Source organism: Leptolyngbya sp. PL-A3 (assembly GCF_039962325.1).
GTDB lineage: Bacteria > Cyanobacteriota > Cyanobacteriia > Elainellales > Elainellaceae > Vacuolonema.
This window is the reverse complement of the sequence record NZ_JAMPLB010000025.1, coordinates 51,048-77,318: the sequence shown is the minus strand read 5'-3', so window position 1 is coordinate 77,318 and position 26,271 is coordinate 51,048. Positions and strand designations below refer to the sequence as shown.

Sequence of the window (26,271 nt, the reverse complement as noted above, 5' to 3'; positions counted from 1 at the left end):
GTTTGCCTACTCTTTGATGAGGCAAGCCTCTAACACTCACCTCATCAAAGGGTAAGCAAGCTGATGCCCCAAGATACTAGGGTGCCCCGATGACACACACCCACCGTTGACATGAAAATGGCATACCCGATTGATGACATCACCCGCTACATCCCGAACCTGATTATTGACCGGTTTCAGGATGCTTCGCCTTCTCTAGAAGAGGCGTTCAGCGACACTCCGGTGGGGGCGATGTTGATGGCGGACATCTCGGGGTTCACGGCTTTGTCCGAGCGGCTTGCCGAGCAGGGGCCGGAAGGGGCCGAGGTGCTCACTCACATCCTTAACGGCATCTTTGAACGCCTGGAGGGGTTGATCGCCAGTAGCGGGGGCGATGTCTTGCACTTTGCAGGAGACGCGCTCTACGCGTTCTGGCCTATCCGAGATGGGGCCGATCGCTCCGCTGTCGTGGCGATCGCCACCCAATGTGCCATTGATGCTCAGCATGTCCTGGCGGATTTTGCCGCCTCCGAAGGACGCTCCATCTCCATGCGTATTGGGGTTGGGGTCGGTTCACTCACGGTGTTCCACGTCGGCGGCATTTACCGCAAGTGGCACTACATGGTGCGCGGCGATGCTGTAGAGCAGGTCTGTCTGGCTCAGGATCGCGCTCAACGCGGCGAAGTGATTTTGTCGCCCGAAGCTAGTGAGCTGGCTCAGAGCAATTTTCTGCTTGAGCCAAAGACCGGAGGGTATGCCCGAGTTATCAAAGCTGTCACTGAGCTTGTGGCAGTCTCTTCGCTAATGGAGCGATCGCCAGCACAGAATATCGAGGCATTACGGGCGTATATCCCCAGCGTTCTATTGGCTAGAGCGGCAGCGGGTCAGGCCGCTTATATGTCCGAGCTGAGGAGGGTGACGACCTTATTTATTAGCCTCGCAGGCTTCCACGACGACGCAGAACTGTCGTTGATTCAAACCGTTGTCCAAGACATTCAAACGGCACTGAACCGCAGAGAAGGAACGCTGAACAAGCTCAGCGTCGATGAGAAGGGCGTCTATATCATTGCGGCGTTGGGGCTGCCTCCCCTGGCCCATAAGGACGATCCCACCCGTGGAGTCCAGGTAGCTCTTGATATTCACGCGCAGCTCGACAGGCTGGGCGTTCGCCACGCGATTGGGGTAACGACAGGAAAAGCATTCTGTGGTGTGGTTGGAGGTGATAAGCAGCGGTGCGAATATACGGTGATTGGGGCATCTATCAACCTGGCAGTAAGGTTGATGCAGGCTGCGATCGCCGACCCAAACAGTCAGGTTCCGATATTTTGCTGCGACAATACCCATCGAGCGACTCGGGAGTTGTTTGTTTATCAGAAGAAGGGGCCGATCCGGGTCAAAGGTAAGAATCAATCTGTCTCCGTCTACGTGCCCCTGCGTGAGCAACTCCAGCGCCCCCAAATTTCTGACATCGTCGGTCGCCTCCAGGAGCGAAATCTGCTGAAAGAGGCCGTGAAGATGCTGGCTTGGGGCAAAGGAACGCAAACAATCGTCATTGAGGGCGAGGCAGGGGTCGGTAAGTCACGCCTGACCCAAGAATTTTGTCGGATGGCAGATGAGGAAGGTGTCGTTACGTTGCGCGGTGTTGGGGATGCGGTCGAAAAGAATGTCCCTTACCACGGCTGGCGTGGCATTTTGACACACCTATTTGCCCTTGAGCGCGGTGCGACCCTGGAAATGCACCGTGAGCAGGTCTTGAATGCGGTTGGGCCTGCCCTCGCCGATGATGTTTCGCTGCTCAACGACATCCTCCCGCTCGAGTTTCCTGAAGCTGACGTTGCTCTGGAGGGGCCAGCTCGAGCCGCCGCTATCAGGGCTCTAGTGTTGAGTTTGCTAAAAGCATCGGCTGAGCGCACCCCGACCACCATTCTCATTGAAGACGCCCACTGGCTTGACTCAGCTTCGTGGCAGCTGCTTGAAGATGCCATTGAGGACGTAAATCCGCTGCTGGTCGTTGTGGCAACCCGTGCTGTAGTTGGGCCTCAAGCGACAACCTTCCGTCAGTTGCTCGACCGCGAGGAGACAACCCACGTTCGGCTTCAGGACTTCGATCAGAATGATACCGGAGCACTCGTTGCCCAGCGTCTCGGTGTTACCCAGGTGCCGACAGAGGTAGTGAGCTTCGTCCATAGCAAGAGCAGAGGCAACCCTTTCTTTGCAGAGGAACTGACCTACGCGATCCGAGAAGCCAAGCTGCTCGACATCAGCGACAAAACCTGTCGCCTCCGCGAAGAAGTATCTAAGCTGGATGATCTAGGCTTTCCCGACACGGTTCAGGGGGTCGTGCTTGGGCGTATCGATGGCCTTGACCCTGAGCACCAGATGGCTCTGAAGGTTGCCAGCGTCATTGGGCGGGTGTTCGCAATTTCAGCACTGAGTCAAATTCACCCGATCCTGCCAGAGCATGTAGATTTGGGGGCAGTCCTGGGAGAGCTGGAGCAGCTCGAAATGACTCCCCTGTATAGAAACGACCCCGAGCCAGAGTACATCTTCAAGCACCTTATTACCCAGGATGTAGCCTACAACCTGCTGCTCTACAAGCAGCGGCGAGAGCTGCACCGTGCTACGGCCATGTGGTACGAGGAGCACCATGCCAAAGAGCTGGCTCCCTACTACTCGGTGCTGGCTCACCATTATCAACAAGCTGAGGACAGCGGCAAAGCCCTTCAGTACGCCATACTCGCGGGCGATCGCGCCATGCGAATCGCGGCCTACACGGAGGCCGAGCAACGCTACGCCCAGGCGATCGAGATGCTCAACAGCCTGGAAGAGGGCAAGGAGCGCAACAGCCTGGAGTTGCAGCTTCGGATGAAACAAGCCAACCCGCTGGTGATGACCCAGGGGTATCAGTCAGAGCAGGTGCGTATTGTGTATGAGCGGGCGCGTGCCCTCTGCCAGGATGTCGGTAACATACCGGATATGCACACGATTCTCCGGGGACTGTGGAGCTATTACCTGTTCGTTGGGCCGTTGGAGACATGCCGCGATATCGCTGAGCAGTGCAACACCATCGCTGACAACTCAGATGACGACGGACTGAAGATGGAAGCCGCTGGAGCCCTTGGCAATACTTTGTTCTGGTTAGGTCAGCTCAAGCTAGCCCGCTCGAAGAGTTCAACCCTCGACGAGATTTATGAGCGCGGCGATGCGCATAAGGATCGCGTACACCGCTTTGGGATGGACCCCTACATTGCCTTCTCTACCTGGATTTCTTGGGGGGATTGGATCCTCGGCTACCCGGATTCCTCACTGGCCCGCGCTAAAAAAGCGCTGGCTATAGCCCGCAATCTCGATCACCCTTTTTCTGTAGCCCAGGCGCTACAAACCGTGTCTTGGGTCTACATTTGCCGCCATGAATTCGCTCAGGCCCGCGAAGTGGCCCGAGCCATGCTTAATCTGGCTAAGGAAAAGGAGTTGGGCCTGTGGATCGTGCTTGGAAACATTCTCTGGGGCCGCGCGCTAGTGGGGCTGGGTGACTTCGATACAGGTCTGCCCATGATGAAGGAGGGGATCGCGGGCTTGCGTGACAGCGGTGCCTGTCTGGGCATCGGGTTCTTCTCCATGCTCCTCACTCAAAGTTTGCTTGACGCTGAAGACTTAGACGGTGCCTTTGAAACCATTGACCAGGGGTTGGACGATGTCCAAACCTATGGCGAAGGTGCTTACATCGCCGAACTCTACCGCCTCAAGGGCGAGGTTCTGTTATCCCGCGACGGTACCCAGGCCAAGGAGCAAGCGCGATCGCTGTTCCATAAAGCTTGGGCGATCGCTCAAGCCCAAGAAGCCCGCTCTTTCCTATTACGTATCGCGATGAGTCTTTACCGGCTCGGCGATGACCCAAACGGCACGCAACTAACCGCAGCGCTGGCTCAAATGCCCGAGGGCAAAATGACCTACGACCAAATTGAGGCGAGAAAACAACTAGATTCTTGATAGGACTTACGCATTTTTGTGGTGTGTGATGTGCTTTGCACATCACACACCACAAAAATGCTGTAAATACAGTGCTGTCTAAAAAACTCCAAAAGCGACATCAACTTGCGAAAGCCCTGGCTGTATAAGATTTACACGAAGCCTGTCCCATTGGAGTTGACGGGATGTACCCAAAATGGCTCTATAGAGTTGTCGAAAGGAATAACGCGCGTGTCAGAGGCTGTTGCGATCGCGACAAACCGCCGTCGGGGGCGATCGCCCTTCTGTCCAGTATCTAAATCCCACATTTGACGGGGCTACCCCATCCTATGACTATCCAAACTATCGCAACGACCCCATTCTCGGATCAGAAACCCGGAACCTCGGGCCTCCGTAAAGCCGTACAGACCTTCCAAGAATCCAATTATCTGGAAAATTTCGTCCAGGCCATCTTTGACAGTCTGGAGGGATTTGCAGGGCAAACCCTAGTCGTGGGCGGCGACGGACGTTACTATAATCGCGAAGCCATCCAGATCATCCTGAAAATGGCCGCTGCCAACGGATTCGGGCGCGTCAAAGTAGGACAAAACGGCATTCTCTCTACCCCGGCCACCTCCTGCGTCATCCGCAAATACAGCGCCTTCGGAGGCATTATCCTGTCTGCCAGCCACAACCCCGGTGGCCCAGATGGCGACTTCGGTATTAAATACAACACGGGTAACGGCGGCCCCGCTCCCGAAAAAATTACCGATGCCATCTACGCCCACAGTAAGGAGATTCGCGAATACAAAATCCTCGAAGCTGCCGATGTGGATCTGACTCGTTTGGGTGAAACTCAATTGGGCGAGATGACCGTTGAGGTGATTGACTCCGTTGCGGATTATCAGGAGTTGCTAGAAACGTTATTCGACTTCGATCGCATCAAAGAATTCATTGCTGCCGGTAATTTCCGGATGTGCATTGATTCGATGCACGCCGTTACAGGCCCCTACGCCCACGCCATTTTTGAGAAACGTCTGGGTGCCCCTGCTGGCACCGTCATGAACGGCGTGCCCTTGGAGGATTTTGGTGGCGGTCACCCTGACCCCAACCTGGTCTACGCTCATGAGCTGGTCGAAATCCTATTTGGGGATAATGCACCAGATTTTGGAGCGGCATCCGACGGAGACGGCGATCGCAACATGGTTCTGGGCAAGAACTTCTTCGTTACTCCCAGCGATAGCCTTGCCATCCTGGCCGCTAACGCCACCCTGGTTCCCGGCTATAAAGATGGCATCGCCGGGGTAGCCCGCTCCATGCCCACCAGTGCCGCCGCCGATCGCGTAGCCGCTCAACTGGGCATTGACTGCTACGAAACCCCAACCGGCTGGAAGTTTTTCGGTAACCTGCTGGATGCAGGAAAAGCTACCCTCTGCGGCGAGGAAAGCTTCGGTACTGGTTCCAACCACGTGCGGGAGAAGGACGGGTTGTGGGCAGTGTTGTTCTGGCTGAATATTTTGGCAGTGCGTCAAGAATCGGTGGAGGCCATTGTCAAACAGCACTGGCAAACCTATGGCCGCAACTACTACTCACGCCATGACTATGAGGGTGTAGCCAGCGATCGCGCCAACACGCTCATCACCAACCTCCGCAATGCCCTCTCCACCCTCAAAGGCCAGCAACTCGGCAGCTACACCGTAGACTACGCCGATGACTTCAGCTACACCGACCCGATCGATAACAGTGTTAGCCAAAATCAGGGCGTTCGTATTGTCTTCACCGATGGCTCTCGCGTCGTGTTCCGCCTTTCCGGCACAGGCACCCAGGGAGCTACCCTGCGAGTCTACCTGGAAAGCTACGAACCTGATGCCAGTAAGCACGACCTGGATCCACAAGTAGCGCTGAAGCCGCTCATCGACATCGCAGAAGAAGTGGCAAACATTCGGGAGCTCACAGGCATGGATAAACCCACGGTGATCACCTGATCTCAGGGGTCACGATCCTTTGTAGGGGCAGGTTTAGCCAATAACGTCTTGGATTATTCCAAAACGTTAAACAAAACCTGCCCTGATGGCAGCAATTCTCGTTTTGAATTGAAGCCTGAAAATAGCCCGCCTTCGGCGGGCTATTTTCAGGCTTCACATTTAAATTCCCATATTTGCAAGAACGGACGCAGTTCGTTCTTGCAAATATGGACGTTAATTCTCTTACGGCAGCCAGGGGTATTGGCGGAAGTCAGGCGATCGCTTCTCCAAAAACGCCTGTTTCCCTTCAGCCCCTTCCTCAGTCATGTAGTACAGCAGGGTAGCGTTACCCGCCAGTTCTTGCAGCCCAGCCTGACCATCGCAATCAGCATTGAAAGCTGCCTTAAGGCATCGAATGGCGATCGGGCTTTTCTCCAAAATTTCTTGCGCCCAACGAACCCCTTCTGCCTCCAATTCTTCAACGGGCACAACGCAATTTACCAGGCCCATTTCCTCAGCTTGCTGAGCATTGTATTGACGGCACAGGTACCAAATCTCTCGGGCTTTTTTCTGACCGACAATACGCGCCAGATAACTGGCTCCAAACCCGGCATCAAAGCTGCCAACTTTGGGGCCAGTTTGTCCAAAAATGGCGTTGTCAGCGGCGATGGTGAGGTCACAGACAATGTGCAACACATGGCCTCCCCCGATCGCATACCCTGCCACCAGAGCAATCACCACCTTCGGCATGGAGCGGATCAGCTTTTGCAAATCCAGCACATTTAACCGGGGCATACCGGAGTCATCAATATAGCCGCCCTTACCCCGCACACTCTGGTCACCGCCTGCACAGAAAGCATACTTCCCATCCGTATGAGGCCCGGCCCCTGTAAGTAGAACCACCCCAATGCTGGTATCTTCCCGCGCATCACAAAAGGCGTGGTATAGCTCGTTAATGGTTTTAGGACGAAACGCATTCCGTTTGTGAGGACGGTTGATCGTAATTTTGGCGATGCCGTCTGCCTTGTGATAGAGAATGTCTTCGTAAGTTCCGGCAGATTGCCACTCGATAGCCATAGCCCTGTCCGCTGAAAAGAGTTGCCGACTTGGGCTTGCGCCCTGCACGGCAAGACAACCCAACTACTATCCCACGGAATTACCCAAAAACCCATAGGACTTATGCACAGGAGTTACGCATTCGTGTTGTGTGGGGTGTACTTCGCACACCACACACAACACAAATACTTAAATATGATGAACTCGCGTAAGTCCTAAAATGCATAAGTCCTGACGGATCCTACTAGGGAACTGGGACGAAGTCGAAGCCCTTACCCGATCGCCCTCCTGGTTGTACTTTTACCAGTTGAACATTTTGATTGCGATCGCCCGATGGGAAAAACTGCACATTACTCGTTGCACCCGTTGCCGTAAAGGAATCCGACCGGATGGTTTCCATAATCTTCTGACGCGTCGGAGCAGGTGCTTCCTGAATGGCTCTAATCAATGTCTGGGTAGCATCATAGGCCGTTACGGTACGCCAATTGACATCCCCACCCCAGAGCTGACGGGATGCAGCTACAAAGGGAGAATCGTTATGAGCCAGAATATGCCAGGGAACAGCCACGACCATTTCCGCCGTCCCCTGTTCTGCCATTTGCAGGGTTTTAGGCGTATACATATCGTCACCCCCTAATAGGGCAAATCTGCCGTAATTGGCGCGCGCCACCTTAAAAGCATTGTCGAGTTGCCCTGTATTGGGCAGAAGCGCCAACACCGTAGCCCCTGCCAACTGCGCCTGTTGGACTTGTGCCTCTGCATCAAAATTAGGAGCTGATAGATCATACACACCCACGACTTGGCCACCGCCACGTAGCAGTGCAGAGATAAATTCAGTCTTCAGCGATTCACTATAACCACTCTTGGAGTTGTAGAAAACCGCTGCTTTTTGCTGCTGAAGGGTATTGAGCGTGTAAGTGGCCAACGTACTACCTGCTACAGAATCGCTGGGTACCGTGCGCAGAATATAGTCGCTGCGGTTAGACAAGGTGACCGAAGTGCTGACAGGAGAAATAGCCACCAGACCTAAAGCATCATAAGCATTCCCTGCTGCAAGGGTGACATCACTCGCATAGTGGCCGACCACCCCCAAAATGCTGGGGTCTCCAATCAGGGCGATCGCAATCTGCTTGGCAATCTCCGGATCTCCCTCATCGTTGGCGATATAAACTCGCAGGGGTGTTCCTTTCATTCCCCCGGCCTGATTAATCTCCGTTTGGGCTTGGGCAACACCCCGCAGAATCTCCCGAGAGCCGTCGGGATCTGTGCTGATCGGGACAGCGACGGCAATGCTGAAGGACGCACCCGAACCAATCCGCGCATTGTTCAGGTAAATCAGGGCTTCGGGGTCATTACGATTCAATCGCAGGGCAGCTTCCAAACCGTTGATTGCCCGCTGAAGGTCACCTTCATTCAATGCGGCGACTGCTCCCTCCTTCTGAATCGTGACACCATCGGGAAACAGGAGACGCCCCCCCTGACTGATGCGGGTGATTGCGTCAGGGTTGTAAAAACTGCTAAACCCAACCGGAACCGTTGTGGGTAAAGGCGTTGGCTGAAGATCGAGCGGGGATTGAGCCGCTGGCCCAAAGCGCAGAATCCTACCCAGATTGAGGTTACGGGTCAGCCATGAAAAACCAAGCCCAATGAGGGCCAGAGTAATGACCAAGGACACAATCAGCTTAGAGGTTTCGTTTGTTTTAGCCATGTCAGCAAGAGTATTGAGGTGGCAATCGTTCGGAGCTGTGTTTATGCCTGGTTGGTTTCGCAGTTGGCACCGTTGCGATCGCCTGCAATTTGAGGGTGTCGACAGGTAGACTGTTGAATTCGCTACTTTATTGTAGGAAACACGGTGCTCCGCACTTATCACGGACGTCTAAAAATTATTTTTTAGGACTTAGGAGATTGCTAGAAAAGAACCTCCCATTTTTTGGGGAAAGTGCACGGCTTCGCCGTGCACTTTCCCCAAAAAATGGGAGGTCTTTGTTGGACTCCTTAGGAATTTGTGTTGTGAGTAACCTCAGTTCGGGTTAAGGGCTTTTTCGAGTGCCGCGCGTCGCGCGGCACTCGAAAAAGTCCATTGTTGCGTGCGCTTCGCGCACGCAACAATGGGCGGTTCGGCTTATCCCGAACTGAGGTTGAGTAGTGGTTTGTTTTTGCTGTGAAGTACTAGAACAGCGTCTTCTGGCCTAACGGAAGGAAACCCAGAGATGTGGGTTCTTCGAACACAGGGGCGAATTCAGCGGGCACGAAGTCATAGCCATAGCCTGAGCGGAATCCCGGCTGCACTTGCACAAATTGAATGCTGGCGTGGCTGCGATCGCCCCCCGGCAAAAACTGCACCACTCCGGTCGCACCTGCTGCGAAGAAGTTGGGTTGCAGTAGTGCTTCGGCAATGCCTTTGCGGGTTGGGTTTTGACGCATTGCTGCGACTAGAGCCTGCATTGCATCGTAGGTCATCGCTGTGCGCCAGTTCACATCCCCCTGCCAGAGTTGGCGCGATCGCTGCACAAATAGTGAGTTTGGATCCGTCAGCACATGCCAGGGCACTGCCGTTACCATGCCCACCGACTCTGGCCCAACGATCTCCAGGGTTTTGGCACTATAAAGCTCACTGCCGCCCAGCAAACTCAGCCGTCCCCGATTTACCCGCACCACTTGCAACGCGCGATCGACCTGCGCGGCATCCGGGAGTAAAATCAATGCCGTTGCTCCCTGCAAAGCAGCCTGATTAAAACTATCAACCGGGCTGAAGCCTGGGCCAGCCAGATCGTACTCCCGCAGCAATTGCCCACCCTCAACTGTAAGTGCCGAACCCAACTCCAAACGGAGAGAACGGCTAGATGCACTGGTGGAACTATAAAACAACGCGACCTTTTGCTGTTGCAATCGATTCAACATCTGATGGGCCAGAGCCCGAGCCATCATGAAATCTCCCGGTAGGGTGCGAAAGGTGAAGCGTTTTTCGCGAGGGGGTGGGGTAGCGGTGCTGAGGGGTGAGATGGCAACCAGTTCGCCGTCTTCGTAGCGGGAGGCAGCAGCCTGGGTCGCTTCAGTCGTACTATGACCCACCACCCCCAAAATTTGCCCGTTTTGTATCAGTAGGTCGGCGATTTGGGGGGCGATCGCCACATCCCCATCATCATTGACCAGCACCAATCGCAGTGGCACCCCCTGAATTCCCCCAGTCTGATTCACCTCGTTCTGGGTCTGAGCGGCCCCCCGCAAAATTTCTAATGTGCTGCTGAGGTCACGTCCGCTGGGTACCACCACCGCCAGGGTGTAAGCAAGCCCCTGCCCAATACGAGCATTGTTGAGGTAAATCAACGCTTCGGGGTCATTGGGGTTTACCGCCAGCGATGCCTCAAAATACTGCGCGGCTTCAGGATATAAGCTCGATGCCATCGCCGTTACCCCCAGTTGCTTCTCTGGCAACGCCCCCATCTCAATCAACAATCGTTCCCCCTGACTAAAGCGCTCGGCCAGAACTGGAGAAAGGCGGGTGGGCGATCGCCCCGTTAAGATCTGCGGATTCAAACTCAGCAGATGATCAAGATTCATGCGTCCGGCAGACCACCAAACCCCGCCCGTCAGCAGAGTCATGGTCATTAGCAACAACACAAGCAGAGTTGGCGCTTCATTTTTAGGGGTCATGGATGCCAGGGGCGGAGATGCAGCAACCTCTAGCAGCAGCCCATGTCAAACCCTTGATTCCCTCACCTAACAAAGAGGTTTCTCAAGCTCGGCTCCCTCTTTGTCGAAGGGCTTGGGAGGATTTCCAGACAGCTGCTAGAAAAAACGAGAGGTAATCGTATAGATCAACCTGAATACTATTCCGAACGCCACCGCTACTAATCCGGCCAAAATTGCAAAAACGGGAACAACTTGTAGTGGATTGCCGACTAACAAGGTGTTCAAGAATGGCACGAACAGAACGAGCAGCAACGTAATAACTGCCAGAATCCATAAATCCTTGCCCTCAATCCACCGTCGCGATTGGGCGTAGATCAGCCCCACAACAATACCCAGCCAGGGAATCCAGAACACTGGGCTAACAAAGGTTGTCCCCAAAAGACTGGCCAGGGCGATCGCCACCAATCCCCCCTCAAATCCTGTAAAAGCCGCACTGCTCAAATATTCCAACAGAGAAAGGGGACGTGCTCCGGCAGTTTGTGAGACGGGAAGAGGCGGTTGTGTCGGTTGAGATAGGGGAGCCGGGTGAGAGCTCTGAAGGGAAGTCGTCGTTGGAGTTGGGAGAGGCGTTGGGAGAGGCGTTGGAGCCGGGGTCGGAGTTGGAGCGGCAGCCGCAGCGGCTCCCCCTGAAGATGTTAGGGGGTGACCAATCGTTGGGGCACCCGCTGCCTCAAGGGCATCTGCAACGTCCTTAGCGGATTGGAAGCGTTGGTTAGGGCTGGCCCGCAGCATCTTTTCGAGGATTTGTTTGAGGCGATCGCTCACCTGCACCAAATCGTGCCATTTCCAGTCATTGCTGTAGGCATCGTAAAGCTCATTGGGCTCCTTGCCCGTCAGCAGGGTCAGGCAAGTAACGGCTAGCGCATACAGATCCGTGGCCGGATACACCACGTCCCCCCGCATCTGCTCTGGTGGGGCAAAGCCCAGAGAGTAAATTCCTGTGGAGGCTTTACCAGCTGGGGAACCGACACTGGCCGTAATCTGCTTAACAGCCCCAAAATCTAGCAGAAACAGCCGCCCGTCCCGCCGCCGCATAATGTTAGAAGGCTTAATATCTCGGTGGATGGAATCGTTGCTATGTACGAAGTTCAACACCTTAAGAATAGAGGTTAGCACCTCTACCGTGTCTTCTTCAGACAAGGGACCACGACGACGAACCTCCTCTTCCAGGTTCTCGCCGTCGATAAACTCCTGCACCAGGTAGAAGAAGCTATCCGATTTACCAGCCGTACGACTGGGCACATCCAACTCAAAAAAAGCCAGCAAATCGGGGATTTGAGGGTGGCTGTTGCCGAGTTTCTCTAACACCACCGCTTCTCGTTCAAACAGGTTTTGAGCTACCTGCAACTGATTTGGGCTGAGATCGCCCGATGGTTGAAACTGTTTGACAACGCAATTACGCATGGCAGGGGTGTAGCGATCGCGCGCCAAAAACGCGGCCCCAAAACCACCCTGCCCCAGCAAGCGAGTCGGAATATAACGCCCTACCAGTAGTAGCGGCATTCCGCAAGCCGTACAGTACTTTTGCTGAATTGTACGCAGGGTTGCCGAATCATCCAGATCGGCAAAGAAATTTTGAGGACGGGGACAACGGGGACGCGTGCAGTGGACTTCCATGCGTTTGGGTACGAAGTGCCTACGCTCTAAGTTACCGCAATCAGCTCGCTTGAGATGCAGCCTGAGTCGCCAATTCCATCAATACTTTTTGCGCATTGCGTTCGCCCCCCGGCCCCCGAGGCCGACGCTGGATGTAATGGCCATCCGGCTGCAACTCCCAGGATTGACGGTTGTCGGCCAACATAATGCCTAAAATAGCCTGCAAATCCTTGGCGAGAGCGGGCGACTCTACCGGAGCCATCACCTCTACCCGCCGATCCAGGTTGCGGGGCATCCAATCCGCACTGCCAATGAAGACTTTCTCATCCCCGCCGTTGTGGAAGTAGAGAATACGTGCATGCTCCAGAAAGTGTCCCACAATACTCATCACCCGAATATTTTCGCTGACTCCCTCCACACCGGGCCGTAACGCACACATCCCCCGCACAATCAGGTCGATCTGCACGCCTGCTTGAGAAGCCCGATACAGCGCCACAATCAAATCGGGATCTACCAGCGAATTCATCTGAGCCACAATACGGGCATGCTTCCCCTGGAGGCGGTGCTCAATCTCCTGATCGATCATACGGAGGAGGCGATCGCGCATATTCACCGGAGCCACCAGTAACTTCCGGTAGGAGTTTTGCCGAGAGTAGCCCGTCAAGTAATTAAATAGGTCGGTAACATCCATCCCCAGTTCTTCCTGGCAGCTAAACAGCCCCACATCGGTATAGAGCCGGGCAGTTTTGGGGTTATAGTTGCCGGTTCCAATGTGGACATAGCGGCGTAGTTGGTCACCTTCCTGCCGCACCACCATGACTAGCTTGGTGTGAGTTTTTAGCCCCACGAGGCCGTAAACTACATGCACCCCAGCGTTTTCTAAAATCCGGGCCCAGTTAATATTGTTCTCCTCGTCAAACCGAGCCTTCAATTCCACAATGGCAGCCACCTGCTTGCCATTTTCCGCAGCCGCTACCAGGGCATCCATGATGGGTGAATCCCCAGAGGTGCGATACAGAGTCATTTTGATCGTTAACACATTGGGGTCATGGGCAGCCCAGGTAATGAACTCCTGCACAGAGCGCGTGAAAGACTGGTAGGGATGATGTACTAACACATCCTGCTGCCGCACAATTGAGAAGAAATCCTCGTTGGGCTTGCCATAGCCTTTGTAACTTTTAGAGAGTGGATGTAAACGCGGGTGACGCACGGATGGCATAGAAGCGGCCTTCAAGTGATCAGCCGGAAGCGTGTATAAATCCATCAAATTGTGCAGACCTATCAGCCCGTCAAGGTCGTAAACGTCCTCTGGGAGAATTTCCATTTCCTGAATCAGACGGTGACGCAGGGGCAATGGCATCGACGCCTGCACCTCAACCCGCACAACACACCCGCCCATTCGGCGTTGCCGTAGCTTCTCCTCAATGGCGAGCAGCAGGTCGTCGGCTTCGTCTTCTTCGACTTCAATATCAGCATCTCGGGTGACCCGAAACGCATAATGGCCCTCAATTTGCATGCCCGGAAACAGCTCATCCAGATTTTGCACAACCAGCTGTTCTAAAGGAACACCGCTCCAGAGGCTTTCGCCTGAGCGGGCTAACTGCCGCAAGTTTTCGGGCAATTCGATAAACCGGGGCAGCGTGTCGGGCACCTTGACTCGAGCCAGCAACCGCTCCTGCGTTTGAGGATTGCGCAACTCCACAATTAAATTCAAACAGAGGTTCGATATATAAGGAAAGGGATGGCCGGGACCCATCGCAAGGGGCGTCAGCACCGGAAAAATGCTTTCCTGAAAGTACCGCTGCAAGTAATCCTTCTGGTCAGCCCGCAACTGCTCGTAATTTAAAAAGAAAATACCGTGGGTTTCTAATTGAGGTCGTAGTGCTTCCTGAAAATGGCGATGTTGGCGCTGCACCATGGGCAGCAGGCGATCGCGAATGGCTTTCAACTGCTCCTGGGGAGTACGGCCGTCGGGCGATCGCTTGGTGACCTCGGCCTCCACCTGTTGCTTCAGGCCCGACACCCGCACCATGAAGTACTCATCCAAATTGTTGCTAAAAATAGCAATAAATTTTAGCCGTTCTAATAACGGGTTCCGGGGATCTAGCGCCTCATGTAAGACGCGATTATTAAACTCTAGCCAGCTTAACTCCCGGTTGAGGAAATATTGAGGATCTGTCAAAGGCGGATGTGCCTCAGTGTGGAGTGCGGATGACAGACTATACATAGATGAAACCTCGATGCATGAATCCCTATGACCTTCGGGAGAACAATGATGATACTATGCCCCCTTAAGAAGCATGGCTAAGCAGAACACAATGCGCCATAAGGGGAAATTTTTGAATAACAAGAAGGCGTAAAGGAGCGGTAAAAACTGCCCCTCAAGACAAACTTTTTGAGCTTCAAGGTGTACATAACCCTAGCATTACCCAAACCAGACCCAGGAAAGTTGATTTTTAGTCGTTGAAACATACAAAAAATTAACTTTCAACCAGGCAATTGAGAGTAAAGCTTATGGAAGGACAACTTAAAGAAGCGTTTGAAGGAAAGTATAAATCTGAGAAACTGAGCATTACATCAGCTACATATAATTTGGAGGTTTCTGTATGTTTTGAATACAGCTCCTACAAACACTACAAAATACATAAGAGAAATCAGCGATGCAGAGCTCAATCAGATCTTCCAACGCCTTCTATACAAAGATGCCTATGTTTACTTCACCATAACAAATTCAAAGGCCACGGTCGATGGTGTTAGAGAATACCAATGCTCTATCTGAAGGCAGAAATAATAGGTATAGACAATATCTAATATTAAAGTTTTATATGATTTATACCTTGCGAAACTTGCCTACTCTAAGCCGTTAAAGAAGGTCGTCTATAGAACAGAAGAACTAAGTAAGTTAAGCTATTTTTCCCTTGAAAGCAGGTTTAAATTCAGTCGTTACGTTTTTAGTGCCCCCCGCTCCAATCGCGACTGTTATTAAACTTTGTATCCCATCATTATTAATAGCGATCCTCAATTCGGGATAATCTCAAAAGCCTAATTTGTCGCGCGCAGGGCGTACGACAAATTAGGCTCTTTCAAGGAGTGCGCCTTGAAAAAACCCTTAACCCGAACTTAGATTAGCGATCGCCCAAATTATCAGAAGCACTTAAAGAAAATGGCGATCGCCCCAAAGAGCGATCGCCATTCAGCCTAGCAATACAAACGAGACTTATGAAGCCAGGTTAGCGGCCACAAAATCCCAGTTCACCAGCTTATCCAGGTAGTTGGCAATGAACGCAGGGCGAGCATTACGGAAGTCAATATAATAAGCGTGCTCCCATACATCCAGGGTCAGCAGTGCCTTCTTGCCCTGAGCCAGAGGGTTGACAGCGTTGGGGGTTTTGGTAACCGCCAGCGTGCCATTGTCATCAATCAACCAGGCCCAACCGCTACCAAACTGAGTTGCAGCGGCATTGGAGAAAGCTTCTTTGAACTTGTCATAGCTGCCAAAGGAAGCATCGATTTTAGCAGCCAGATCTCCCGTAGGAGCGCCGCCACCACCGGGCTTCAAGGAGTTCCAGAAGAAGGTGTGGTTCCAAACCTGAGCGGCGTTGTTAAAGATACCCGCCTTAGAGTCGTCGTTGTAGGTGCTTTTAATAACCTCTTCCAGGGGTTGGCTGTCGAGGTCGGTACCGGCCACCAGCTTATTCAGGTTATCAACATAGGCTTTGTGGTGCTTGCCATAGTGATATTCAAAGGTTTCTGCCTTCATGCCATAGGGTTCGAGGGCATCCGTAGCAAAAGGCAGGGGCGGCTGTTGGAATGGCATAGTGTTCTTTCCTCGTGAGGGTTAACGATACAAACGAACTGCGTCAAGGTTGATAGTTCGGGAACCCATTCCAGGGAAAGCAGACGGGCTTCTGGGTGGGGCGATCGCCGACTATTGATAGGATTTTATATCAAAAATTTACAAACAGACGTTTATCCGCACACGACCCCAGCAATTCTTATGGTGAATCGAGCCCGACCGCTTGCCTAAGGCAGTCTCTCCCAGCCAAAAATAGGACTAGAACACTCCCCATTCGGTCATCGCAAAATCCAGCTATCATAGCGAATGTCGTATGAGCTACAGACATGGCAAGACAGCGTTCCGTCCTCCTACTTGTATTGGTACTGGTGATTGCCGCCGTTACCATCCTGATTAAAGTTCCTATCCCCTTGGGGTTAGACTTGCGGGGGGGAACGCAGCTCACACTTCAGGCTCAACCCACCGAAGCCGTACCTGAAATCACCCCCGAGAAACTGGAAGCCGTTCGCAGCGTTGTAGAGCGGCGGATTAACGGCCTGGGGGTTTCTGAATCCGTTGTGCAAACGATCGGGCGTGACCAACTGCTGGTGCAATTGCCTGGAGTGAGTGACCCGGCCCAAGCTGAACGTGTCCTGGGAGGCACTGCTCAGCTCGATTTCCGGGAGCAGCAAGCGGGTAGTGAACAACAAATACCCATTGAGTATCAGTTACGCCAGCAAGCTCTAGTCGAGCTGGCGCAGGCCGAACAAAGTGGTGATCAAGCCGCTATTGATAAGGCTCAGAAAGAATTAGACAAACGGAATGAGGCGATCGCCAGCCTCTTCCAAAAAACCGAGCTGACCGGGGAAAAGCTCAGCAATGCCTATGCTGCCCCTGTGAATGGCAACTACTGGGAAGTCGGCCTGGAATTCAATAACCAGGGTGCAAGTGAATTTGCGGCTCTAACCAAGAGTGTGGCAGGCACCGGACGCAGCTTGGGTATCTTCCTTGATAACGAATTGCTCAGTGCTCCTACTGTCAGCGTGCAGTACGCAGAAACGGGGATTACAGGAGGCCGCGCATCTATTACAGGAGGCTTCACTACAGAAGAGGCTAACGATCTGGCGCTACAACTCCGAAGCGGTGCCCTCCCTGTTCCTGTAAAAATCTTGGAAAACCGCACGGTTGGTGCCACCCTGGGGCGTGACAGTATCCAAAGCAGCATTTACGCTGGTTTGGCTGGTTTGGCGCTAGTCCTGATCTTCATGGCCGTCTACTATCGTCTACCTGGAATCGTAGCGGACATCTCTCTCATCATTTACTCCATACTCACCCTGGCCATCTTCTCCTTATTAGGCGTCACCCTAACTCTGCCCGGTATCGCCGGATTCATTCTCAGTATTGGTATGGCGGTAGATGCCAACGTGCTGATTTTCGAACGCACTCGCGAAGAATTGCGTGATGGCAAAACCCTTTACCGCTCAGTCGAGTCAGGCTTCTACAGAGCCTTCTCCAGCATCTTGGACAGTAACGTCACAACCCTGATTTCCTGTGCTGCTCTGTTCTGGCTAGGAACAGGCTTGGTCAAGGGTTTCGCCCTTACCCTGGCCCTGGGGGTGGTTGTGAGTATGTTTACCGCGCTCACCTGTAGTCGTACATTCTTGCTTACCGTATTAGGTTTTCCGACACTGCGTCGCCCTCAATACTTCTGTCCTAAACTGCCCAAAGCCACTCAGTCTAAAGCAATCTCATGAAACTGAACGTTATTAAACAACGCAAACTCTGGTGGGGCATTTCCACCGCCATTATTCTGGCTGGGCTGGTGGCAATGGTCATCTCCTGGAAACAAATTGGTGCCCCTCTACGTCCTAGCCTGGACTTTGTGGGAGGAACACGACTGCAATTGGAGTTGGCCTGCGCCCAATCCAATAGTTGCGACGGCCCTATCGACCCAGGCGTTGTGCGTGAGATTCTTGCAACCGAAGGGCTGGAGGGGAGCAGCATCCAGGTCGTGGGTGACAGACAAGAAGCTCTCTCGATTCGCACCTCCACATTGGAGGTCGAAGAGCGGGAACAACTGCTGCAAGCGCTAGCAGCGAAATTGGGCGAATTTGATCCCGCATCAACACAGATTGATACCGTCGGGCCAACCCTGGGACGGCAGACTTTTACATCGGGTTTGGTTGCTCTGGGGCTTTCGTTTTTGGGCATCATGGTCTATCTGACCTTCCGATTTCAGCCTGACTATGCGGTATTTGCGATCGTGGCGCTACTCCATGATGTGTTAATAACCGTGGGAATCTTTGCCATCCTGGGCCTGGCACTACAGGTTGAAGTCGACAGTTTATTTATCGTGTCATTGCTGACCATTGTGGGTTTCTCAGTCAACGACACAGTGGTCATTTACGATCGCGTCCGAGAAACCATCAAAATTAACCCCAATCGCCACATTGATGAAGTGGTCGATGATGCGGTGAATCAAACCTTGACGCGCTCGATCAATACCACCCTCACAACGCTGTTATCCCTGGTAGCCATCTTCCTGTTTGGAGGGGACACCTTAAAATACTTTGCCTTAGCGCTGATTATTGGCTTTGTAGCAGGAGCTTACTCCAGTATTTTTATCGCCAGTACCCTGCTAGCACTCTGGCGGGAACGGACGGGGAACGCCTATGCGCAAGTTTCCCCCGTCGAAGCAGAACCTGCTGATTCTGCTTCCTAACCTCCTCCGGAGAGGGGCATTGCTCATGCTTAAAGCGTGAACAATGCCCCTTTTTCAAATCTTTCAGGCACTCTTACCTGAACAATTATGAAATTTAATGGCCGTTCAAAACGTTCCCTACTCAGCGGTAAGGCTGCCGGAACTGTCCGTGCTCTTTTCCCCGCAGACGAGCCAGAACTGAGCAAACAGATGGAGCGGCTACATCACTTACAGGTATTAGGCCGCTGGATTGTGGTTGGAGTCGCCTGGGCCACCATTTTGCCTGTCAGTCTGTGGTTATTGCGGCGTGATATTTCTTTGTTACGCGCTTTCTTCACCTGGGCAGCCGTCCGCTATGCCTTGATTTTTCACCCCGTGGTGACGATCGCCCTTTCCCTCTGCATTGGTCTTACGGTCGGCGTCTTAATCTGGCAGAGTCGCAACATCCTGTTTGGCTTACCCGAAAGCGAGCTGAAACGGCTTCAGCGTCAGGTTGTTAACATTCGAGAACGGGGCGATCGCCATCCCCTCTGGCGCTGGGTTTGCAAGTAGATAACCTCAGAGGTACAAAGATTAGACTCCCGGTGTTTTTAGAAACACCGGGAGTCTAGTTTAGGGATTAGCCCATCAAAATCACGCGATCGATTACATGAATAATGCCATTGTCGGCCTCCACATCAGGAGCAACCACCGTGGCATTTTTCACTTCAAACACGCCATTGCAGTTAATAGGAATGGGTGACCCTTCCAGAGAAGTGAGGCTATCGATGCTAGCCAGATCCGCCTTCGTGTATTTCCCAGATACCACATGGAATTTGAGAATTCGTGCCAGTTGGGGAGGATTTTGCACCAGAGTTTGCACCGTACCCGGGGGCAGCGCCGCAAAGGCGTCATCTACGGGCGCAAAAACGGTGAAAGGACCCGGGCTTTTAAGAGCCTCTACCAGTCCAGCGGCTTGCACTGCCGCCACCAGGGTTTTAAAGGAATCGGCACCAACGGCAATATCAACAATGTCAGGCATTCGAGGCTCCTCTGTATGGGCGATCGCAACACTTATGAAACGGTATGGCAACCAATGTCTTGCGTTCTTGACCGTCTGACTCACCGGAGGTGAGCCAGACCAGCCGATCAAAAAAATCCCTTCCAGCTTCCAAACCCCAGTCTACACCGGCGATGCACCCAATCTAAGAAGCGATCCCCACAATTCCCTTATCACCCACAAAAGAAGGAGTTATCGTGCGTTTTAGGGGTTTGGAGCACACAAAACCACACTTTATAAAATGAGTACGTCAGAGAGCATTGCAGGAGATTTTGGGTGATATTCAAAAATGAGCGGTTTGACTTTGGCGATCGCTTTCTGCGCTTGTCCTTTGTCAATATAGTGTCAAACCTGATGGTGCCCTTAGCAGGGTTAGTTGACACCGCTTTTCTGGGGCATTTAGATGACATTCGCTACCTGGGTGGCGTGGCCCTTGGAGCGGTACTCTTCAGCTATCTTTACTGGACCTTTGGGTTTCTGAGGATGGGTACCACTGGTACCACAGCCCAGGCCGTAGGGCGGGGTGACGACGAAGCCGTCTGGTTGACACTTTTGCGGAATGGGGCGATCGCGCTCACCGTTGGATTCGGTCTTCTACTGCTGCAATACCCCATCCGAGAGGCCGGATTCTGGTTGCTACAAGCCGCCCCCGAGGTAGAGCAAGCCGGAAAAAGTTACTACAACGCCCAGATCTGGGGAGCTCCCGCTGCCCTTATGGATTTTGTGCTGGTGGGCTGGTTCCTGGGTCGGGAGCGGGGGCGCACTGTTCTGGTGATGTCCCTGGTCAATAACAGCGTGAACGTTGTGTTGAACTATTGGTTCATCTTTCGCCTGGGGATGGCTAGTCAGGGCGCTGGAGCCGCTACCGCTGTTAGCCAGTACGCCATGATGCTGACCGGATTCTTACTCCTGAGCCGAGAATGGAACTGGGCCAGAATTCGGGCGATCGCCCGCCGACTCCGGACCTCCGACACCTTGTTAGCAGACTTCTGGCTCAACAGCAACATCGTCATCCGTACCTTTGCATTAATCAGTACCTTCGCCCTCTTCACCAACTTCAGCGCCTCTATGGGTACGGTCACCCTGGCTGCTAATACCTTGCTCCTCCAAGTGGTTACCTTTTCTGCTTACTTTGTGGATGGTATTGCTTTTGCCACCGAGAATTTTGCGGGTATGTTTTGCGGGGGCGGCAAAGGACAGAAACTTGTAGCGCTCACCCAACTGGCTGGAAGTACCTGTTTAGGGTTGGGGCTGGCGATCGCCTTAGTCTTCATTAGCTTTCCTGTGCCGCTCTTTGGCCTGCTGACACGCCACAACGATGTCTTGCAGATGGTGCAGCAGTATGTAGGTTGGCTCTTACCCGTATTGGGATTTGGCTCCCTGGCCTACATGCTTGACGGTTATTTTCTCGGGTTAACGGCAGGGCATACCCTTCGGCAATCGGCTCTGCTTTCAACTCTGGTGGGGTTTGTGCCATTGGGAGCGATCGCCAGCTTCCTCCATAACCCACATCTGTTATGGCTGGCCTTAAGTGGGTTCATGCTAACCCGTACCCTGACCTTGGGTTCGCAGCTTTCCGCAACTTTCCACACCCCCTCAGAAGCAAATTCTTAAATTTTCACAGGGCTTGTGCAAGTTCACTCTGTTTAGTGCATTCTTACTGAAAGCCTCCCCAAGGGAAAAGCACCATGCCATGGTTAAAGCGATAACCAACCCCATTGGGCTGCTTCGATGAAGCGCGACCGCTCTTCATCGGTTTACCGCTAAACGCATTGCATGGTGCTGCTGGAAGGGAACGTAACATAGTTGCCATTGCAGATATAATAGCTCCGAAATCCATAGAAAAAAATCACTAATTCGTATCCCCGTGATAGAATTTTTTCTATGCAATAGGACGATGTCAGTGCTAGGAGAACCCCTTTGATTCACGCTACTCTGCACCAGCTCAAAGTTTTCGAAGCGACAGCTCGGCACGGCAGTTTCACCCGTGCCGCCGAAGAACTTTACCTTACTCAGCCAACGGTTTCGATGCAGGTCAAGCAGTTGACCAAGTCCATCGGTTTACCTTTGTTTGAGCAAGTAGGCAAGCGGCTTTATCTGACCGATGCAGGGCGCGAACTCTTCAACACCTGCAAAGAAATTTTTAGCCAACTTGAGCAGCTAGAGATGACCGTTGCCGACCTCAAGGGGATGAAGCAGGGTAAGCTGCGGTTGGCTGTTATCACAACAGCAAAATACTTCCTACCCCGCTTGTTGGGGCCGTTTTGTCAGAAATATCCTGGGGTTGATATTTCACTGATTGTCACCAACCATGAGCGGGTTATTGATCGCCTGGCCAACAACCAGGATGACCTCTACGTCATGAGTCAGCTCCCCGACAACCTGGATATTAAAGCTCAGCCTTTTCTAGATAACCCGCTCGTTGTCGTAGCCCCTCGCAACCACCCCCTAGTTGGAGTGAAAGACATCTCACTAGAACGGTTATGTGAGGAAACGTTTATCATGCGAGAGCCGGGGTCTGGTACGCGCCGCGCCTTCCACCACATGCTAGACGAGAAGGATTTGGAGGTAAAAGTACGGCTGGAACTGGGTAGCAATGAGGCAATTAAGCAGGCGATCGCCGGTGGCTTAGGGCTCTCGGTTCTCTCTCGCCACACCTTGACTCCCGAGTCCTCCAACACAGAGTTTGCCGTTCTAGATGTCCAGGGCTTCCCAATTCAGCGGAAGTGGTATGTCGTGAACCTGGCAGGCAAACAACTCTCTGTCGTCGCCCAAACCTTTTTCGAATATTTGCTGATGGCTGCCCCTCAGTTGATGGAGACAGGCATCATCAATGTATAAAAAAGACTGGGTTTTTGACCCAGTCTGCGTAAAAATACCGAAAGGGTTAGCTCTTCAAATGAGAGCTTATCCCTTTTTAGCGTTTGCGCATATCACGAGCCATGCTGCGGAACATGTCCATGCTCGTGTCAGAACGGCGGCGATCGGTCAGCGGCTCTGACGCACCGTTAGCAGCGGTTCCATTACTGGTGGCTCCGTTGCTGGAAGCCCCATTCTGCGTTAGTACCTGGCTAACATCTACCAGGTTGCCGTTCACAGCCATCTTGCCCAGAGCAGAAACAGATTCAACCCGCTCAAACTCCTTAGGACTACTGAAGGTTTTCGGGAAGGTGCGCTTCACAACCTTGGCAGTTCTCATGTACTCGATGTCGCCAAAAGTCTTGGCATCATCAGCCTCGAGGAAATAAGCGACTGGCTTGTTTGCATTCGTCTGGACGCTTGCGTCCTGGTTCTTGTTGCCGTTGAACCAACCAAAAAGTCCTGCCATTGTGTTTGTAAGCAATAAAAAATTACAGTCATTTACATTATGTTACCTGAACTCATCCATTAGATGGTTGCAAAGATTACATCCTTCCAAATTCTGCAGAACTTTTTGAAGCACTTCTCATTTTTCTAGCCTGAGTTCGAGTTATGGGCATTTGGGCTTATCCCGAACTGAGGTTTTACAGCGCTTGAAAAGCGCTGTAAAACCTGGTTGTTTTTGGGAGAGCCGCGCTCCGCACAGCTCTCACAAAAACAACCGTGGCTGATTCAAGCGCCAAGCGCTGTAAGGGTGAGCCACTGCTCATTTCAATCAGCACCCAACGCATGGAATTGGTATTGCAAGGGAGTGATATGATCAAGCACAAGCTAGGGGTGCCTGCTACAGCAGGCTGAGATCATACCCTTGGAACCTGCGTTCTGGTCAGTAAAATGGCCAGACCACTGGGTAATGCCAGCGGAGGGAAGCGTTGATTGCGGTCTTGGATACCACGACGACGAAACGCACCATTGTGACGTGATGCCACCATCCCAAGGTTGTTTGGATGCGGGCGATCGCTCCATTCTCCCCATGCATGTCTACAGAACATGACGGGGTAGAACTTTCGTTCGGTGTAATCAGGGCACACCTCGCCTCTAGCGTTCTGTCCGATTTTTGGGGGCTCTTCGCCCCTCAGAAAATCGGACACAGCATTTGCGTTTGATTTTGGATGAGGTGCTTGTAATGTCCATCGAATCTATCAGCGTGCTGGTGTTATTAGTTACGGCAGGGCTATTTGCCCTGATGGGATTTCTCTACACCAGCCGCCAGACCATTAACTTAGAAGAATTTGTGGTCAGCCGTAACCGTTTCGGGATTGGCATGACCTTTGCAACAATCGTTGCCTCCGCCATGGGGGTATGGATTCTATTTAGTCCCCCACAGGTTGGCGCAACCAACGGCATTACTGGAGTTATTGGCTATGGCATTGGCTCAGCCATGCCAATTGCCATGCTGGCCTTTGCAGGACCACGGATACGGCGCATTTTGCCGAATGGGCACTCATTGAATGAGTTTGTATTGCTGCGGTTTGGCAACGCCATGTATCTACTCACCTTAGGGGTGATCGTGTTTTACATGTTCATTTACCTGAGTGCTGAGTTGACCGCGATCGCCAAAGCCGTTCAAATCCTGGCAAATGTTCCCCTGGGCTGGACAGCGTTGGTGGTAATTACTGCCACCTTCCTCTACACCACGGCAGGGGGGTTGCAATCCACAATCTTCACGGATGCCGTACAGTTCGTCATTATTGTGCCATTGCTACTGATTAGCCTTTGGGTTGCAGCCAGCAATCTGGGTGGTTGGCAGGCCGCTTTAGAACCCATTCAGGCAAAGGCTCCAGAACTATTGTCCTGGTCTAATATTTCGGGCATTAAGTTTGGTTTGACATTGCTCATCGCCATCACAGCGGCCGAAACTTTTAACCAGAGTAACTGGCAGCGAGTTTACGCTAGCCGCACCGGCAAAACCGTGCAAAAAGCATTTCTCTATAGCGCCCTCGTCATTGTCCCCATGATCATGGTTGCAGGAGCTCTGGGGCTGTTAGCGATGCACTTTGGCTTCAATGATGATCGCGCCTTCTTTTCCCTCATTCAAGAGCTACGGTTGCCCCTAGCCTTTGTCATGCTGGTACTGGTGCTGGCCCTGGCTCTGGTGATGAGTACTCTGTCATCTCTATTGAATGGCATCACCAGCGTCTTCACTGTGGACCTGGTGCGACTGTTTCCCCAGATGCAACGGGAAGGCATACTACGGGCCTCTCGGGTGCTGACGGTTGCCGTAGGCATTCCCGCCATTCTCATCGCGGCTCGGGGTTATGACGTGCTGTATCTCTTCTTGCTGGCCGATCTCATCTGTGCCGGGGCCTTCGCCCCTGTAATTCTAGGTCTCTACTCCCGCCATCTGACGGGAAGAGTTGCGCTGGCCGGAGCCCTGTTAGGAATCCTCACGGGGGCCCTCTATTTTCCTGCTCCAGACTTTAGTGCCTGGTTACCTATCCCAATGGGAGGTGATTTGCTGGTCAGCTTTGCAGCGGCACTCGTGGTCTCTACTGGGATAGTGGGTGCAGGCATCGCTCTGGCTCGCACCCAAAACAAGCAACCGTTTGACTTTAGCCGCCTTCAGGAGCGGGTACACTCCTACAGCCCTGAGCCCCTGGAGGAAATTTCCCAGGCAACAGGCGACATTCAGTAAAGCCTTTTAGGGCTGGTGGTGCGATCGCCAACCCTGAGAGGCAACAAAAAAGCGTGAGAACTATGGCTCCACGCTTTCTTTCACTGAGAAAAATCTTGAAAAAATAGGGATTGACAGAATCAATCCCTATTTTCGTTATTTAAGCTACGTAACAATGTCGAATCAGGTGGTAACAATAAACCAACCGTAAGCCTTACAGCTTTACTAGATGAGCGTAACACCCACCCATTCCACTCCAGTTCCGCAACGGTATTTTTTCTAATCTTCCGAAATTGCCAAGGAATAACTTGTATTCATCAGTAACTCGAAGAGAATTGAAATACCACAACTACCAAAGGCATCTGAAGTTTACAAAGCTGCTGGGGACTGATGAGTAGAGTCTCCAGCCTGACTACAACAGGGAAAAACACGGCACCGGGAGGCAACGATGCAAGAGAAGACTACTAGCTACCTAAGGCAACAGGCAGCATGTCAGACTCTTCATCCGTGCGCAGGCTGGGAAATAGGAAATGGTTCTCCTCCACATACTGCGCTCCAAACAGACCCTTCTCGGCCCAGAAGTACCGATCCGTGGTATGCTCGTTACGCTTTACAAGCAATAGTGCGGGAGGAGCAATTCCTTCAGCGTGAATGAACTTCCGGGCAGCAGTTACAGGCTTATCTTCGCCACACTCGATGCTAAACTGAGGTACGGATTCTAATATCCGACGGCCTTCCAAACGACGACGGCTCTTACGTTTGCGTCTCCTTGCCAACCTCCTGACCTCCTCTCTGCTACGATAGATGTAACTCTGGTTACAAAATAGATTGACGGTCGCTAGTATACCGTCTTAGGTATGAGATTTCAACTTCTTTTAAGCTTGCATTACAAAACATTACACAAACTCCGTTATCTATCTTTATTATTAATGCTTAATAGTAGGCGGATCGGGTTTAGAGCGAGCCTAGGCTAGAGCTCAATGCGAT

At 52.5% G+C, this 26,271-nt stretch carries 18 protein-coding genes and 1 riboswitch; of the genes, 8 read left to right on the top strand and 10 right to left on the bottom strand.

Translation table 11 applies throughout. The annotated features are described in order from the left end of the window. Window positions 1-111: 111 nt before the first annotated feature. Complete coding sequence (locus tag NDI52_RS18910) at window positions 112-3,969, top strand: adenylate/guanylate cyclase domain-containing protein (protein ID WP_190789398.1); 3,858 nt, start codon at window positions 112-114, stop codon at window positions 3,967-3,969. 131 nt (window positions 3,970-4,100) lie between these two features. Here the strand turns inward: NDI52_RS18910 and NDI52_RS18905 are convergent, their stop codons facing one another. Next, window positions 4,101-4,256: a hypothetical protein gene (locus tag NDI52_RS18905; protein ID WP_190772230.1), complete on the bottom strand. Its 156-nt coding sequence runs from the start codon at window positions 4,254-4,256 to the stop codon at window positions 4,101-4,103. A gap of 21 nt (window positions 4,257-4,277) precedes the next feature. Between NDI52_RS18905 and NDI52_RS18900 the strand changes: the two genes are divergently transcribed. Then, window positions 4,278-5,912, top strand: coding sequence for an alpha-D-glucose phosphate-specific phosphoglucomutase (locus NDI52_RS18900; protein WP_190772231.1), 1,635 nt, complete (start codon window positions 4,278-4,280; stop codon window positions 5,910-5,912). Window positions 5,913-6,134: 222 nt separating this feature from the next. Here the strand turns inward: NDI52_RS18900 and menB are convergent, their stop codons facing one another. From menB to NDI52_RS18870, 6 genes are all read right to left on the bottom strand, one after another. Next, window positions 6,135-6,968, bottom strand: a complete 834-nt coding sequence (gene menB / locus NDI52_RS18895; RefSeq protein ID WP_190772232.1) for a 1,4-dihydroxy-2-naphthoyl-CoA synthase — start codon at window positions 6,966-6,968, stop codon at window positions 6,135-6,137. A gap of 223 nt (window positions 6,969-7,191) precedes the next feature. After that, window positions 7,192-8,655, bottom strand: coding sequence for an ABC transporter substrate-binding protein (locus NDI52_RS18890; protein ID WP_190772233.1), 1,464 nt, complete (start codon window positions 8,653-8,655; stop codon window positions 7,192-7,194). A 461-nt stretch (window positions 8,656-9,116) separates the two neighbouring features. Next, window positions 9,117-10,601, bottom strand: a complete 1,485-nt coding sequence (locus tag NDI52_RS18885; protein ID WP_190772234.1) for an ABC transporter substrate-binding protein — start codon at window positions 10,599-10,601, stop codon at window positions 9,117-9,119. Between the two features lie 135 nt (window positions 10,602-10,736). Next, a complete protein-coding gene (locus NDI52_RS18880; protein WP_190772235.1) occupies window positions 10,737-12,257 on the bottom strand; it encodes a serine/threonine-protein kinase in 1,521 nt (506 codons plus the stop codon). A 40-nt stretch (window positions 12,258-12,297) separates the two neighbouring features. After that, window positions 12,298-14,463: a polyphosphate kinase 1 gene (gene ppk1, locus NDI52_RS18875; RefSeq protein WP_190772236.1), complete on the bottom strand. Its 2,166-nt coding sequence runs from the start codon at window positions 14,461-14,463 to the stop codon at window positions 12,298-12,300. Between the two features lie 990 nt (window positions 14,464-15,453). Further along, the gene (locus tag NDI52_RS18870; RefSeq protein WP_190772237.1) at window positions 15,454-16,053 is read right to left on the bottom strand and encodes a superoxide dismutase; all 600 of its coding nucleotides are present in this window, start codon (window positions 16,051-16,053) and stop codon (window positions 15,454-15,456) included. Window positions 16,054-16,358: 305 nt separating this feature from the next. Between NDI52_RS18870 and secD the strand changes: the two genes are divergently transcribed. From secD to NDI52_RS18855, 3 genes are all read left to right on the top strand, one after another. Beyond that, window positions 16,359-17,765 (top strand): protein translocase subunit SecD, encoded by a 1,407-nt coding sequence (gene secD / locus NDI52_RS18865; protein WP_190772238.1) that lies wholly within the window; start codon window positions 16,359-16,361, stop codon window positions 17,763-17,765. Next, window positions 17,762-18,733 (top strand): protein translocase subunit SecF, encoded by a 972-nt coding sequence (secF, locus tag NDI52_RS18860; protein ID WP_190772239.1) that lies wholly within the window; start codon window positions 17,762-17,764, stop codon window positions 18,731-18,733. Before secD ends, secF begins: the two co-directional genes overlap by 4 nt. Before the next feature lie 87 nt (window positions 18,734-18,820). Further along, a complete protein-coding gene (locus tag NDI52_RS18855) occupies window positions 18,821-19,264 on the top strand; it encodes a hypothetical protein (protein WP_242035815.1) in 444 nt (147 codons plus the stop codon). A 67-nt stretch (window positions 19,265-19,331) separates the two neighbouring features. Here the strand turns inward: NDI52_RS18855 and NDI52_RS18850 are convergent, their stop codons facing one another. Continuing rightward, window positions 19,332-19,733 carry a fasciclin domain-containing protein gene (locus tag NDI52_RS18850; protein WP_190772240.1) on the bottom strand — a complete coding sequence of 134 codons (402 nt, stop codon included), beginning with the start codon at window positions 19,731-19,733 and terminating at the stop codon, window positions 19,332-19,334. A 294-nt stretch (window positions 19,734-20,027) separates the two neighbouring features. On the opposite strand from NDI52_RS18850, the gene gntT reads away from it, so the two are divergent. Both gntT and NDI52_RS18840 read left to right on the top strand, forming a co-directional pair. Beyond that, a complete protein-coding gene (gene gntT, locus NDI52_RS18845) occupies window positions 20,028-21,365 on the top strand; it encodes a guanitoxin biosynthesis MATE family efflux transporter GntT (RefSeq protein ID WP_347280044.1) in 1,338 nt (445 codons plus the stop codon). A 306-nt stretch (window positions 21,366-21,671) separates the two neighbouring features. Continuing rightward, window positions 21,672-22,592 (top strand): LysR family transcriptional regulator, encoded by a 921-nt coding sequence (locus NDI52_RS18840; RefSeq protein WP_190772241.1) that lies wholly within the window; start codon window positions 21,672-21,674, stop codon window positions 22,590-22,592. A 76-nt stretch (window positions 22,593-22,668) separates the two neighbouring features. Here NDI52_RS18840 and NDI52_RS18835 read toward each other — a convergent pair whose 3' ends face one another. Next, window positions 22,669-23,079 carry a hypothetical protein gene (locus NDI52_RS18835; protein ID WP_190772242.1) on the bottom strand — a complete coding sequence of 137 codons (411 nt, stop codon included), beginning with the start codon at window positions 23,077-23,079 and terminating at the stop codon, window positions 22,669-22,671. Between the two features lie 354 nt (window positions 23,080-23,433). Next, window positions 23,434-23,555: riboswitch (TPP riboswitch) on the top strand. Between the two features lie 241 nt (window positions 23,556-23,796). On the opposite strand from NDI52_RS18835, the gene NDI52_RS18830 reads away from it, so the two are divergent. Beyond that, window positions 23,797-25,305, top strand: a complete 1,509-nt coding sequence (locus tag NDI52_RS18830) for a Na+/proline symporter (RefSeq protein ID WP_190772244.1) — start codon at window positions 23,797-23,799, stop codon at window positions 25,303-25,305. A gap of 443 nt (window positions 25,306-25,748) precedes the next feature. Here NDI52_RS18830 and NDI52_RS18825 read toward each other — a convergent pair whose 3' ends face one another. After that, a complete protein-coding gene (locus tag NDI52_RS18825) occupies window positions 25,749-26,060 on the bottom strand; it encodes a DUF3155 domain-containing protein (RefSeq protein WP_190772245.1) in 312 nt (103 codons plus the stop codon). Between the last annotated feature and the right edge of the window lie 211 nt (window positions 26,061-26,271).